The sequence below is a fragment of the Methylosinus sp. PW1 genome, from assembly GCF_000745215.1.
Lineage (GTDB): Bacteria > Pseudomonadota > Alphaproteobacteria > Rhizobiales > Beijerinckiaceae > Methylosinus.
This window is the reverse complement of sequence record NZ_JQNK01000008.1, coordinates 150814-164712: the sequence shown is the minus strand read 5'-3', so window position 1 is coordinate 164712 and position 13899 is coordinate 150814. Positions and strand designations below refer to the sequence as shown.

At 65.5% G+C, this 13899-nt stretch carries 14 protein-coding genes and 1 tRNA gene; 11 read left to right on the top strand and 4 right to left on the bottom strand.

The annotated features are described in order from the left end of the window. Positions 1–202: 202 nt before the first annotated feature. Both K369_RS06215 and K369_RS06210 read right to left on the bottom strand, forming a co-directional pair. On the bottom strand, positions 203–2737 hold the full coding sequence (locus K369_RS06215; protein WP_084570602.1) for a DNA translocase FtsK 4TM domain-containing protein: 2535 nt from the start codon (positions 2735–2737) through the stop codon (positions 203–205). 157 nt (positions 2738–2894) lie between these two features. Then, positions 2895–3896 (bottom strand): peptidoglycan-binding protein, encoded by a 1002-nt coding sequence (locus K369_RS06210; protein WP_036289301.1) that lies wholly within the window; start codon positions 3894–3896, stop codon positions 2895–2897. Between the two features lie 280 nt (positions 3897–4176). Between K369_RS06210 and rfbF the strand changes: the two genes are divergently transcribed. The 5 genes from rfbF to K369_RS27030 all read left to right on the top strand — a co-directional run bounded on the left by rfbF (position 4177) and on the right by K369_RS27030 (position 8678). Next, positions 4177–4950, top strand: a complete 774-nt coding sequence (gene rfbF, locus K369_RS06205; protein WP_036289298.1) for a glucose-1-phosphate cytidylyltransferase — start codon at positions 4177–4179, stop codon at positions 4948–4950. Beyond that, entirely contained in the window at positions 4932–6059 is a 1128-nt protein-coding gene (gene rfbG, locus K369_RS06200) for a CDP-glucose 4,6-dehydratase (protein ID WP_371033308.1), read from the top strand. The genes rfbF and rfbG overlap by 19 nt, the downstream gene beginning before the upstream one ends. Further along, entirely contained in the window at positions 6056–7432 is a 1377-nt protein-coding gene (gene rfbH / locus K369_RS06195) for a lipopolysaccharide biosynthesis protein RfbH (RefSeq protein ID WP_051949101.1), read from the top strand. Before rfbG ends, rfbH begins: the two co-directional genes overlap by 4 nt. Positions 7433–7530: 98 nt before the next feature. Continuing rightward, complete coding sequence (locus K369_RS27035; protein ID WP_036289295.1) at positions 7531–7911, top strand: hypothetical protein; 381 nt, start codon at positions 7531–7533, stop codon at positions 7909–7911. Positions 7912–8180: 269 nt separating this feature from the next. Then, positions 8181–8678 (top strand): sigma-70 family RNA polymerase sigma factor, encoded by a 498-nt coding sequence (locus tag K369_RS27030; RefSeq protein WP_036290172.1) that lies wholly within the window; start codon positions 8181–8183, stop codon positions 8676–8678. Positions 8679–8736: 58 nt separating this feature from the next. Here K369_RS27030 and K369_RS06180 read toward each other — a convergent pair whose 3' ends face one another. Continuing rightward, on the bottom strand, positions 8737–9486 hold the full coding sequence (locus K369_RS06180) for a glucose 1-dehydrogenase (protein WP_036289292.1): 750 nt from the start codon (positions 9484–9486) through the stop codon (positions 8737–8739). Between the two features lie 81 nt (positions 9487–9567). Here K369_RS06180 and K369_RS06175 point away from each other — a divergent pair, with 81 nt between their 5' ends. The 6 genes from K369_RS06175 to K369_RS06150 all read left to right on the top strand — a co-directional run bounded on the left by K369_RS06175 (position 9568) and on the right by K369_RS06150 (position 12911). Next, the gene (locus tag K369_RS06175) at positions 9568–9957 is read left to right on the top strand and encodes a helix-turn-helix transcriptional regulator (RefSeq protein WP_036289288.1); all 390 of its coding nucleotides are present in this window, start codon (positions 9568–9570) and stop codon (positions 9955–9957) included. Positions 9958–10104: 147 nt separating this feature from the next. After that, complete coding sequence (gene rplU / locus K369_RS06170) at positions 10105–10422, top strand: 50S ribosomal protein L21 (protein ID WP_024878998.1); 318 nt, start codon at positions 10105–10107, stop codon at positions 10420–10422. 144 nt (positions 10423–10566) lie between these two features. Continuing rightward, a complete protein-coding gene (rpmA, locus tag K369_RS06165; protein ID WP_024878997.1) occupies positions 10567–10836 on the top strand; it encodes a 50S ribosomal protein L27 in 270 nt (89 codons plus the stop codon). 196 nt (positions 10837–11032) lie between these two features. Next, positions 11033–11635, top strand: a complete 603-nt coding sequence (locus K369_RS06160; RefSeq protein WP_036289282.1) for a GNAT family N-acetyltransferase — start codon at positions 11033–11035, stop codon at positions 11633–11635. A gap of 13 nt (positions 11636–11648) precedes the next feature. Next, the gene (gene obgE / locus K369_RS06155; RefSeq protein WP_036289278.1) at positions 11649–12716 is read left to right on the top strand and encodes a GTPase ObgE; all 1068 of its coding nucleotides are present in this window, start codon (positions 11649–11651) and stop codon (positions 12714–12716) included. Positions 12717–12835: 119 nt separating this feature from the next. Then, a tRNA-Lys gene (locus K369_RS06150) sits at positions 12836–12911 on the top strand. 262 nt (positions 12912–13173) lie between these two features. Here K369_RS06150 and K369_RS06145 read toward each other — a convergent pair. After that, a complete protein-coding gene (locus tag K369_RS06145; RefSeq protein WP_036289275.1) occupies positions 13174–13899 on the bottom strand; it encodes a class I SAM-dependent methyltransferase in 726 nt (241 codons plus the stop codon).

Below are 13899 nucleotides of genomic sequence, written 5' to 3'. Positions count from 1 at the left end.
TGCGTCGCCCTGACGTGCGGCGACGTCCCCTTCTCCCGCTCGCGGGAGAAGGTGGCCCCGCGAAGCGGGGTCGGATGAGGGTCCCTGCCGTTCGAGAGGTTGCGCCGCGGCGCCCTCATCCGACCCGACTATCGTCGGGCCACCTTCTCCCACAAGTGGGAGAAGGGGATGCGCCCTCTATTGAGACGCATCGCGAGTCCCCTCACGCAGCGTCTATGTCGAACGCCCCGCGATCTATGCCGCCGCCGACGAGAATCTCGCGCTTGCCGGCGTGATTGGCTTGGCCCACCACGCCTTCGCGCTCCATCTGCTCCACCAGCGAGGCGGCCTTGTTGTAGCCGATCGACAAGCGCCGCTGAATGTAGCTCGTCGAGCATTTGCGGTCGCGCAGCACGATCGCCACGGCGCGGTCGTAGAGATCGGCGCCCTCCTCCGCATCCATGGAGCCCGGCGCGGCGCTCTCCGCCGCCTCCTCGGAGAGCTCATCCTCCGTGGTGATGGCGTCGAGATATTGCGGCTGCCCTTGCGTCTTCAAATGCGCGACGATCTTCTCCACCTCCACATCCGAGACGAAAGGCCCGTGCACGCGCGAGATGCGGCCGCCGCCGGCCATATAGAGCATGTCGCCCTGGCCCAGGAGCTGCTCGGCGCCCTGCTCGCCCAAAATGGTGCGGCTGTCGATCTTCGACGTCACCTGGAAGGAGATGCGCGTCGGGAAATTCGCCTTGATCGTGCCGGTGATGACATCGACCGAGGGACGCTGCGTCGCCATGATGAGATGAATGCCGGCCGCGCGCGCCATTTGCGCGAGGCGCTGGATCGCGCCTTCGATATCCTTGCCGGCGACGAGCATCAGATCCGCCATCTCGTCGACGATCACGACGATGAAGGGCAGCGGATGCAGCTCCATCTCCTCGCGCTCGAAAATCGCCTCGCCGGTCTCGCGATCGAAGCCGGTCTGCACCGTGCGGGTGATGACCTCGCCCTTGGCCTGCGCCTCGACGACGCGCTGGTTGAAGCCTTCGATATTGCGCACGCCGAGCTTGGACATTTTCTTGTAGCGGTCCTCCATCTCGCGCACCGCCCATTTGAGGGCCACCACCGCCTTTTTGGGGTCGGTGACGACGGGCGTCAGCAGATGGGGAATGTTGTCATAGACCGAAAGCTCGAGCATTTTCGGATCGACCATGATGAGGCGGCACTCTTCCGGCTTCATCCGATAGAGCAGCGACAGAATCATCGTGTTGATGGCGACCGATTTGCCGGAGCCGGTCGTGCCGGCGACGAGAAGATGCGGCATGCGCGCGAGATCGACGATGACCGGCTCGCCGCCGATCGTCTTGCCGAGCGCAATGGCGAGGCGATGCTTGGTCTTCTCGAAATCCTCGCAGGCGAGAAGCTCGCGCAGGAAGACGGTCTCGCGGCGATGGTTGGGCAGCTCTATGCCGATGGCGTTGCGGCCGGAGACCACGGCGACGCGCGCCGAGACCGCCGACATGGAGCGGGCGATATCGTCGGCGAGGCCGATCACGCGAGACGATTTGATCCCCGGCGCGGGCTCCAGCTCATAGAGCGTGACCACCGGGCCGGGACGCACATTGATGATCTCGCCCTTGACGCCGAAATCCTCGAGCACGCCCTCCAGCAGGCGGGCGTTCTGCTCCAGCGCATCCTGCGAGATTTTGGCGGCCGCGGCCTGCTTCTTCGGCTCGCTCAGCAGCAGCAGCGGCGGCAGCTCGTAGCGCAGAGATTCGTTGCGGCTCTCGAACAAGGTCGGCTGACGCTCGCGCATCACCCGCTTGCCCTGCTTCAGCGGGCCGGCGGGCTCCATCACGCGGGCGGAGGCCGGCGGCGGCTCGTCGTAATCCTCCTCGCGCGGCGCAGCGGCGGCGGCCGCGGCGGCGCGCGCAGGCGCCGGCGGCGGGACGAAGGAGAAAGCGTCGAAGACCGGCTCGCGGCGGGCGGAGAGCAAAGGCGGGCCGGAGGGCTCCTCGATCTCGACCGGCTTACGACGGCGCGCCAGCAGCGCGGCGAAACGACGTGTGACCAGCGTCTTTATCGTGAGGCCGGCGTGAATGAGCGCGCCCAGCGAGACGATGGCGACGCCGGGCTCGTCATCCTCTTCCTCCTCATCGATTCGGCGCCCGGCGGGCTCGTCCTCGCCATGGGCGGCCGCAGCGGCCTCGAAGCCGAAGCCGGCGGCGCCGGTGAGGGCGAGAATGGCGGTTCCGGCGCCGACCAGCGCCACCAGCGCCATGGCCGCCGCCGAATCGCCGAAGAAGCGCCGCGGCAGCGCCAACACGGCGTCGCCGAGCACGCCGCCGAGCCCGGTGGGCAGCGGCCAGCGATCGGTGACGGGCAGGAGCGAGACGACCGCCGCCGCCGCGAGCGCGCCGATGATCCACAAGCCGAAGCGCAGCAGCGGCCGATGCAGCGCGCGCTGCGTGACGAGCCGCAGGCCCTGCGCGGCGAGCGGCAATATCGCAGCGATCGCCGCGAGGCCGAACAGCTGCATCAATATATCGGCGGCGACCGCGCCGCCGGAGCCGAGCAGATTGCGCACCCGCCCGGTGGTCGCATGATTGAAGGAAGGGTCGCGCGCCGACCAGGAGACCAGCGCCAGAGCCGCCGCGACCGAGGCCGCTATCAGCGCCGCGCCGGCGAGCTCCGCGGCTCGGCGCGCCGTGAACTCGCGCACCGGCTCGGAAACGTGACGGAATGCGTTGCTGCGCATCATGACGAACGAGCCCACTCGCGACGAATCAGAAATGCAGCGAAGCGCGCCGAAAAAGGGTGCGCTCGGCTGACGTGACGGCCGAGGGTAGGCAGGCGGGGTTAAGGGGCGATTAACCCTGACGCCCGCCCTGCCGCGCCGCGGGCTCCGGCCGCCGCGCTCAGATCACGCCCGACTCGGGCGGGCCATAGCCCATCTCCGGCAGGGCGTAGACCTGATAGCTATAGACATTCTTCAGCGCTTCCTCCGGCGTCATGCGCCGGTAGTCGTGCTTTCCCGCTTCGCGCGCCGCGCCATTGGGCTTGGGATGCGGCGTGCTGACGTGGTCGATCTCCCGCCCGGATTTGAAACGGCCGCCACAATAATGGCCCAGCTCGTGAATGATGACCGGGAGGCTGCCGAACCGCTCATTGGCGACATAGATGTAGGCGCCCTGCTCGCCGGATTCGATTTCTGCGATGCTGAAAGAATATCCGCCCACATGCGCATAGGCGAGAGCGTCCTCGCGATAGTGATCCGACAATTGGAAGAGCGGGAAGCTGCCGGCGATGAATTTGCTCAGGGCGGCGTTCATGCGCTGGTAGATCGTCGACACCGCGTCGATATTGTCCAACGGATAGGCCGCCTTGTGGAATTTGAAATGCCAATCCGCCTCGCGTTTCAGCTGCGCATTGGAGAATAGCGGGCTCGGCAATGCGTAGGAGGACCGCACGACCGAAAGACGGTGGAGCGCGTTCATCACCCGCGCCCGCGCGACCGGAGCCTGCTCCCGCGCGATCTCCAGCAAATCGGTTCGGCTCCCCCAATTGGCGATGACATTCATCTTGTCGATCGTCCATTTTCCAGGATCGACGCGCCCATCCGGGCGCCAGCCGTCATGGAATTGCGGATTTGCCGGGAACTGCTTCTTCTGGAAGTCGAGAATGGCGCCGCGCGTCAGCGGTCCGCATATTCCGTCTGTCGCCAATAGCGGCGCAGGACCGCCGTTGATCTTCGGAATCTTGTCGAGAAGCTGCTGAATCTTCAGCACGTCCGAATAGGAATTGACGCCGCCGAGGCCGACGGATTCGGAGATTCGAACCTCGTCCGGCTTGCGCGCCGGCGGGGCGTCCGCGGAACGATAGTCGATAATGCCGTGCGATTTGCAAATACACCAACGCATTGGCGGCCCCCGCCCCCGATAAAGAAAATGATCGCTCGAATACCGCTTCGACCCGAGCGGCTCGGAGCTTTCGGCGACACGATCTATGTCGATCGCCGAGCGGTCTTCTCGCCCGACACAACGAGAAATAATGTGCGCCCGCGCACGAGAGGACGCAAGCACCACGCCCCTCGGCCACTCGCGCCGCGCGACAGGCTCGCGCAAGGCGCGAGGCTAGACTGCGTGGATGGCGCGTCCCGATTCGCCGAGGAGCGCCCTCGCATTCTCGAGGAGACCGCGCGTGAAGGCCGTAATATTCGCAGGCGGTCTCGGCACGCGCCTCAGCGAGGAGACCGACAATCGCCCCAAGCCCATGATCGAGATCGGCGGCAAGCCGATCCTGTGGCACATAATGAAGATCTACTCGCAGCACGGGGTCAACGAGTTCATCGTCTGCCTCGGCTATAGAGGCTATTTCATCAAAGACTATTTCACCAACTACTTCCTGCATATGAGCGACGTCACCTTCGACCTCGCCGAGAACAAGACCATCGTCCACAACAAGATGGCCGAGCCCTGGCGCATCACGCTGGTCGACACCGGCATAGAGACGATGACGGGCGGGCGCCTGAAGCGCATCGCCGATTATCTCCCCGATAACGAGCCCTTCTGCCTCACCTATGGCGACGGCGTCGCCGATATCGATATAGCCGGCGAGATCGACTATCACCGCGCCCATGGCCGGCTCGCGACCATGACCGTCGTGCGTCCGCCCGGCCGCTTCGGCGCCGTCACAATGGATGGCGACGACATTCTCTCCTTCGACGAAAAGCCGCGCGGCGACGGCGGCTGGATCAATGGCGGCTTCTTCGTGATGTGGAAGAAGGCGCTCGACTATATCGACGGCGACTCCACCGCGCTCGAGCAGCAGCCGTTGACCCGCATCGCCGCCGACGGGCAGCTGCGCGCCTATCGCCACGACGGCTTCTGGCAATGCATGGACACGCTGCGCGACAAGCGTTTCCTCGAGCAATTGTGGAGCGGCGGCGACGCGCCCTGGAAGGTCTGGGCGTGAACGCCTCCTTCTGGGCCGGCAAGCGCGTCCTCGTCACCGGACATACCGGCTTCAAGGGCGGCTGGCTCTCCTTATGGCTCATGCGGCTCGGCGCGAATGTCGCGGGCTATGCGCTCGCGCCGCCGACCGAGCCCAGCCTCTTCGCACTCGCGCGCCTCGACCAGAAGATGGAAAGCGTCATCGGCGATATTCGCGACGCCGAGCGGCTCGCGCGCGCCGTTCGGGAATTTGCGCCGCAGATCGTCTTTCATCTCGCGGCGCAGCCGCTCGTGCGCTACTCCTACGCCAATCCGATCGAGACATTCGAGGTCAATGCGCTGGGGACGGCGCATCTGCTCGAGACGCTGCGCGCCGCGCCGTCGACGCGCGCCATCATCGTCGTCACCAGCGACAAATGCTATGAGAATCGCGAATGGCCCTGGGCCTATCGCGAGAATGAGGCGATGGGCGGCTTCGATCCCTATAGCGCCAGCAAAGGCTGCGCGGAGCTCGTCGCCGCCTCCTTCCGCAATTCCTATTTCGCGACGCCCGAACATCCCACGCGCGGGGCGGCGCTGGCCACGGCCCGCGCCGGAAATGTCATCGGCGGCGGCGATTGGGCGGCGGATCGGCTCGTGCCCGATATTTTGCGCGCGCTGGAGCGCGGCGAGACGGCGCAAATACGCTTTCCGCGCGCGGTGCGTCCCTGGCAGCATGTGCTGGAGCCGCTCGCCGGCTATCTGACGCTCGCCGAACGTCTGTGGAGCGATGGCGCGCCCTTCGCGGAGTCCTGGAATTTCGGCCCCGATCCCGCCGGCGAGCGCATGGTGGGAGAGATCGCCGACGCGCTCTGCCGCGCCTATGGCGAGGGCGCCGGCTGGATGAAGAGCGGCGGCGACGAGCCGCATGAGGCGCATTTGCTGAAGCTCGATTCCGCCAAGGCGCGCAGCCGGCTCGGCTGGCGCCCGCAATGGTCGATCTTCGAGGCGCTGGAGGCGATCGTCGATTGGGAATCGCGCCGCCGCCGCGGCGAGGATGTGGCGACCGCATCGCTCGCCCAGATCGACGCCTATGAGAGACGCATGGACGCCGCCGAGCACGGCGCGCGCACGCTCGGAGCAACGATATGACCCCGCCCTCAGCCTCCGTCCTGCAAGCCCCCGCCGAGACGGCGGATGAGAAAGAAGCGCTGCGCGCGCAGATTTTGGCGCTCGTCGGCCGCTACGCCGAGATCGCCCATGCGAAGCCGGAATTTCGCCCTGGCGCCTCCGCCGTTCCGGTCTCCGGCAAGGTCTATGGCGCGCGCGAGATGCAGACGCTCGTCGATTCGGCGCTCGACTTCTGGCTCACCACCGGACGCTTCAACGATGCTTTCGAGAAGGCTCTGGAGACGTTCATCGGCGTCCGCCATGCGCTGACCGCCAATTCCGGCTCCTCGGCCAATCTTCTGGCGCTCACCGCGCTGACCTCGCCGCTGCTGAAGGAGCGCGCGCTTCAGCCCGGCGACGAGGTCATCACCGTCGCCGCCGGCTTTCCGACGACGCTCAATCCCATTTTGCAAAATGGGATGACGCCGGTCTTCGTCGATGTCGACATACCGACCTACAATATCCGCGCCGATCTCATAGAGGCGGCGATCTCGCCGCGCACGCGCGCGATCATGATCGCGCACACGCTCGGCAATCCGTTCGATCTCGCCGAGGTGACGCGCATCGCCGAGAAATACGGCCTCTGGCTCGTCGAGGATTGCTGCGACGCGCTCGGCTCGCTCTATGACGGGCGCCAGGTCGGCACATTCGGCGACATCGGCACGCTGAGCTTCTATCCGGCGCATCACATCACAATGGGCGAAGGCGGCGCGGTGCTCACCTCGCGCTCCGTGCTACGCCGCAGCGTCGAATCCTTCCGCGACTGGGGCCGCGATTGCTGGTGCGCGCCGGGCAAGGACGACACGTGCAAGAAGCGCTATGAGTGGCAATCGGGCGATCTGCCCTTCGGCTATGATCACAAATATGTCTATCAGCATCTCGGCTATAATCTGAAGATCACCGATATGCAGGCCGCCGTCGCTCTGGCGCAGATGGAGCGCCTGCCGGGCTTCATCGAGGCCCGCAAGCGCAATTTCGCGCTGCTGAAAGAGGCGCTGCGTCCCTATGAGGATATCTTCCTGCTGCCCGAGGCGACGCCGCGCAGCGATCCCTCCTGGTTCGGCTTTGCGCTGACGCTGCGCGAGAGCGCGCCTTTTGGACGCGAGGCGCTGCTGCAGCATCTCGCCGAGAAGCGCATCGGCTCGCGGCTGCTGTTCGGCGGCAATCTCTTGCGCCAGCCTTATATGAAGGACCGCCCGCATCGCGTCGCCGGCGCGCTCTCCGCCACCGATGTCATCATGCGCCGCACTTTCTGGGTCGGCGTCTATCCGGGCCTCAGCGAAGCGCATATCGCCTATATCGCCGAGTCGATCGGCGCCTTCCTCGCGGATGCAGGACATTGGCGCGCCGCCTGAGCGCGCGAAACGCGGAGGGCGCTACGACATTAGATTGTAATAATTCTGAATACATGTATTAGTTGTATTCCTGTGGCGTCGATGCTAGTTTCGTCGACATGCAGCGCATCTTCGGCCGATTGTTCCTCTCTCGCCGCGCTTCGCGAAATATCGCGATGCTGCTCTGCATGCTCGTCTTTCAATCGCTGTTCGCGCTCGTCCCCGCGCCGCGGCCGCAGCATAGCGCTGTGGCTTCGACCTGCGCGTCGAGCGCGACGGAAAAGAGCGATGCGCCTCTAGATCGTCATTGCCGAACGCTCGACTGCTGCATGTTCGGCTGCGCATCGCATGACGCGTCTTGGCTCGAAACGGCGTTCGCCTCGGCGCATCTCGTCCCATGGTCGAAGCCGACGCAGATGCGCCGTCCGGGCGATGCGCGGTCGCGCCCGCTGATCGCGCATCTTCTCTTCGTCGCACGCGGGCCGCCCGCCGCGATCTGATCTCCATCTACGGCTCATTATCGATTCCCTTCGCGCGTCGCCGCTCGCCGAGGCCCGACATGTCGCGCCGCGAGCCCTGTCGCGCGGCCAGAGATTTGTCGCGCGCGACGCTCGTCGCGCGCAGCGCCCGACTTCGCTTTTTTTTCAAAAAACAATGGCGGCTCGACGGAGCCCCGCCCTCGATGAAGGGATTTTCCAATGCCGAGAACGAAATCCGCAAGCGGCGCCGCCGCGAGATTTTCTCACATCGGGACGCGGGAGGGCGTGCGATGACCGCCTCCGAGAAAGCCCTCGGCGCGCTCTATCAGGATTATGCGCCGGCGCTCCGCCGCTTCGCGCGTCGCCGCGTCGGCATGCAAGAATCGGAAGATATGGTGCAGGATATTTATCTCCACGCGCTGCAGCGCGTGGATGTCGCCAAGCTCGAGAGCCCGCGCGCCTATCTCTTCCGCATCGCCGCCAATCTCTCGGTCGACGCAATACGCCGGGATCGCATCCGGTCACGCTACGCAGAGGAAGCCGCGCGAGACGCCGATCAGGCGGAGCGAGCGAATTCCAGTGACGCGATCGCCACGCTCATGGAATTTCAAAAGCTGCGCGCCGCGCTGGAGCGGCTGCCGCCGCTCTATCGGGAAATACTTCTGCTGAAACGCCTCGAGCATCTGACCAGCGCCGAGATCGCGGCCCGCGTCGGCGTATCGGTGCGCACGGTCGAGCGTCATCTCGCCCGAGCGAATGACGAGATCAGGCGCGATCTCGGCGCATGAACGAAAGAGCCGCCGCCATGCGTCGGTGCATGGCGGCGGCGCATGCAGAATGAGTCGATCAGACCGCCACAAGCCCGCCATCGACATAGAGATCGACGCCGGCGACATAGCTGCTCGCGCTGGAGGCCAGGAACAGCACGGCCTCGGCCACCTCCTCCGATCTGCCGAAGCGGCCGAGCGGAACGCTGGTCTCCAATTGTCCCGCCAATTCATCGTGCTGCTGCTCGGAGAGGCCCATCGTGTCGAAGATCGGCGTCTCGATCGGGCCGGGGCTCACGACATTGACGCGAATCTTGCGGTCTTTCAGCTCGGCCGTCCAAGTGCGGGCGAAGGAGCGCACGGCCGCCTTCGTCGCCGAATAGACGCCGAATCCGGGCGTGCCCACCGTATTGGCGATCGACGAGTTGAGCACGATCGCGCCGCCCTCGGAAAACAACGGCAGCGCCTTCTGCACGGTGAACAGCAGACCTTTGACGTTGATGTCGAACATGTGGTCGAAGAAGGCCTCGTTCACCGCTTCGATCGGCGCGAGACGGACGACTCCGGCATTGGCGAAGAGAATGTCGATGCGGCCGAAACGCTCCTTCACCTCGGCAAAGAGCCGATCGAGATCGGCGAGCGACGAAACATCCCCCTGCACGCCGACGACGCCGGAGCCGATGCGCGCGACCGCGGCGTCGAGCTCGGCCTTCCGTCGGCCTGTGACGACGACCTGCGCGCCCTCCTTGGCGAAAAGCTCCGCCGTGGCGAGGCCTATGCCGCTATTGCCGCCGGTGACGACCGCGATTTTTCCTGAAAGACGACCCATGTCCGCGCTCCTTTCGCGCTAAATTCATTAGTTCTGAAATACGGAACTACTGAATGAATGTCAATCGTGCTAGTGTGGCGCATGAGGAAGCTCCACCATCCGCGGCCGGAAGAGATCACAGTCGAAGGGATTCTCTACGCCCTGGCCGATCCTGTGCGGGTGCAGATATTCACCCGGCTGGCGGCGTCGGAAAGCGCGCAGAACTGCTCGCAATTCCTGAATGTTCTCGACCAGGCGCCGCTCGCCAAATCGACGCTTTCCCAGCATTTTCGCATTTTGCGGGAGGCCGGGCTCATCCGCAGCGAGCGCCGCGGCGTGGAGCTCATCAATTCCACGCGCTGCGCCGAGCTGGCCGAGCGCTTCGGCCCCATGGTGCAGTCGATCATCTCCGCCTATGAGCGGCAGAAGATCGAGGCGGCGGCCGAATCGGCGCCCCGAACGGCGATTGACAAAGACGCCGCGCCCGTCTAGGGCTTTCCCGCTTCGTCGCGGCGGTTTCGCCGCGATTTTCTTTTTGCGTCGACGCTTCGGCGCGAGGAGCGGAGCGAAAACCGGTCTACTGCAAAAAAGCCGGCCGGCGCATCGTCGCCAGAGCCGGGACGAACACAGGAAAAAGAGATGTTCGCAGTCATCAAGACCGGCGGGAAGCAATATAGCGTCACCGCCGGAGACACGATAACCGTCATGGCCCTCGAGGGCGCGGCGGGCGACAAGATCACCTTCGACGAGGTGCTGTTCGTCGGCGCCGAGGGCTCCGCCAAGATCGGCGCGCCGCTGGTCGCGGGCGCGAGCGTCACCGGCGAGATCGCCGAGCAGGCCCGCAGCCCCAAGACGCTGGCCTTCAAGAAGCGCCGCCGCCAGAACTCCAAGCGCAAGCGCGGCCATCGTCAGGACTTGACGATCGTGCGCATCACCGGCATCGAGGCCGGCGCCTGAGAATTGGCGTGACGCCGCTCGGCGGCGTATAGAAGTAACCAAGCGCGCCGCGCGTCCGGCGCGCGCACCAATTCAGCGGCCGCCCTGCGCGGCCCCCCGAGCGGCGAACGCCGGCTCGGCGTGAAATTTTGAGGAGCAGGAACGATGGCTCACAAGAAAGCGGGCGGCTCGTCGCGCAACGGTCGCGACTCCGACGGTCGCCGTCTCGGCGTGAAGAAGTTCGGCGGCGAGGCCGTGATCGGCGGCAACATCATCGTGCGCCAGCGCGGCACGAAATGGCATCCCGGCCGCAATGTCGGCATCGGCAAGGATCACACGCTGTTCGCGCTCGTCGACGGCGTGGTCCTGTTCAAATCCAGCGGCGGCCGCGCTTCGGTATCGGTCGTCGAGCCGGCGGCCGCAGCCGCCGAATAGGCGGAGGATCTGCGAGGACCTTCCGCCGGCGTTTCGATCCCCGGCGGATTTGGTCCTCGAGCAGTCGCGATAAAGGCGACGCTCCAGGCGCAAAATCCGGAAAAAGGCCTCAAAGGGTCGATAGGGGAAGCGGAACGCCCGCTTCCCCTTCGTCATTTTTCGGCCCTTTTTCGCATCGGCCGCCATGGAGCCTCGGATGTTCCCGGAAATTGCCCGCGACGACATTTTCAGATTGGAGACCAAGCGGCTGTGGCTGCGCTGGCCGCGCGCCGCCGACGAGGGCTCGATCTGCCGTCTGGCCGGCGATCCCGAGGTCGCCCTGAAGACGGCGCGGATTCCGCACCCATATGAGTCCTATCACGCGGAGGGCTTCATTCTCGCCGCGCGCGCCGAGAACGCCAGCGGCGCCGGCCTCACCCTCGCCTTGACGCAGAAGCGCCAGGCGGACGAGGCGATCGGCGTGATCGGCGTGCATGGGGCGAATGCGCGCGGGGCGGGCATGATCGGCTTCTGGCTGGGGCGGCCCTATTGGGGGCGCGGTTTGATGAGCGAAGCGGCGGGCGCCTTCATCGACATGGTGTTCGGCATGACAGGGCTGGAGCGAATCGTCTCCAGCGCGCTGCCGAGCAACGCCGCCTCGCTGCGGGTGCATGAGAAGCTGGGATTCACCCGTGCGGGCCAGGGCAAATTCCCGGCGCCGGCGCGCGGCGGCGAGGTCGATGTGGAGCTTTTCGACCTGCGCCGCGGCGCCATTCCGACGAGCTTCGGCGCCAAGCGCCCGAAGCTGCAAGCGACATGAGTTCGAAACAGCCATGAAATTCCTGGATCAGGCGAAAATCTACGTGCGCTCGGGCGATGGCGGAGCCGGCTGCGTCTCCTTCCGTCGCGAGAAATTCATCGAGTTCGGCGGGCCGGACGGCGGCGACGGCGGCCGCGGCGGCGATGTGGTGGCGATTTGCGTCGACGGGCTCAACACGCTCATCGACTATCGCTATCAGCAGCATTTCAAGGCCAAGACCGGCGTCCATGGCATGGGCAAGAATCGCCATGGCGCCAAGGGCGCCGACGCCGTGCTGAAAGTGCCCGCCGGCACGCAGATTCTCGAGGAGGACGGCGAGACGCTGATCGCCGATCTGACCGAGGTCGGGCAGACCGCCATCATCGCGCGCGGCGGCAATGGCGGCTTCGGCAATCTGCATTTCACCACCTCGACGAACAGAGCCCCGCGCCGCGCCAATCCCGGCCTGGAGGGGGTAGAGCGCACGCTGATCCTGCGGCTGAAGCTGATCGCCGACGCCGGGCTGATCGGCCTGCCCAACGCCGGCAAATCGACCTTTCTGGCCACGGTCAGCGCCGCCAAGCCCAAGATCGCCGATTATCCCTTCACCACTTTGCATCCGGGCCTCGGCGTGGTGCGGGTGGACGATCGCGAATTCGTGCTCGCCGACATTCCCGGCCTCATAGAGGGCGCGCATGACGGCCATGGGCTCGGCGACCGCTTCCTCGGCCATGTGGAGCGCTGCCGCGCGCTGCTGCATCTCGTGGACGCCACCGGCGAGCACGCCGGCAAGGATTACAAGATCGTCCGCCGCGAGCTCGCGGCCTATGGCGCCGAGCTCGACGAGAAGCGCGAGATCGTCGCGCTGTCGAAAATCGACGCCGCCGAGCCCGAGCATTTGAAGAAGCAGAAAGAGCGGCTCAAACGCGCAATGGCCTCCGCCGGCCCTACGGGGGCCACAGAGCGCCCTGCCCTGCTGCTGCTGTCCTCCGCCACCAGCGAAGGCGTGACGGCGGCCCTGCGCGCCCTGGCGGCCGCCAAGGAGACGGCGGCGCATGAGGAGGCGAAGGCCGCCGAGCCCGCGCCGGAATGGCGGCCGTGAGCGAAGAGAGATCGAAACAGAAATGTGACGATTTTTTCTTTTCAGCGCTGGACATGAGCGGCGTCATTGGGTATTTGCCACCTCGTTCCGCTCATTCAGCGCAAGCCGAAGCGACGGACGGGCGCATAGCTCAGTTGGTAGAGCAGCTGACTCTTAATCAGCGGGTCCAAGGTTCGAGCCCTTGTGCGCCCACCAATAAAATCAGGCCGACACCGGCGTGGCGAGACCCGTAAGAGCGCGGTCTTCGCATCATCGGCGCGCAGCCGCCGCGGCGCGCTTCACCCTGACCGACAGTAGCAGAAGTCACGCGCGACAATCATCGGATTGCCGCGCTCTTGTCATTTTCCAGTCATGGCGCGGCGCTAGTTGTGACGAAGAGCAAACGACGGCTACGCGCCGCCGCGGGCTCTAACGCCGGGCCGGAGGTACGTCCGGCGTTTTTCTTTTCTGGGACCCGTTACGGCTTGACCGCGGTCAGCAGCGTGTCCACGCCTTCGCGATATTCGATGCGAACATCGGCGAAGCCTGCCGCCGTCACGCGCTCCAGCGCCGGCGCCAGATACATCACATGCTCGGGCGATTCGTCGCTGAAGAGATGCGCGACCCAATCCTCGAGCAGATCATAGCGGCCGATCGTCCCGAGCTTTGCGAACCAGCTGCGCACCTCCGCCTGTGTGGCGGAGAGATGCGCCGCGCGGTCGTCCATCGCATAGCGGTCGCCATTGACGAAAATGCCGCCCGGCTTCAGCACGCGGAAAATCTCGGCGAGAAATTCCCGACGATAATCGTCGAGGAAATTATGCACGGCGTAATTGGAGGAGACGACGTCGACGCTCGCCTCGGGAAGGCCGCGAAGATAGGCGAGCGCGTCGGCTTCCACGAATTGCACGCGGCCGGCGGCGACGAAATCCGCGAGGTGAGAGCGCGCCTGATCCAGCATCTTGGCGGCGCTGTCGATCGCGGTGACATGGAGATCGTCGCGTCCGGCGAGCAAGGGAAGCGTGCTCACGCCCGTGCCGCAGCCGATCTCCAATACCTCGAGCGCGACGCCCTCGCGCCAATGCGCGACGCGCTCCGCCACGCGACGGGCGAGCAGCGCCGCATTGGGGCAGATGAGCTCGAGCATGCGATATTCGGCGCCGATCGGCCCGGTGAAGAGATTTTCATCGATGCGCTGTGACAT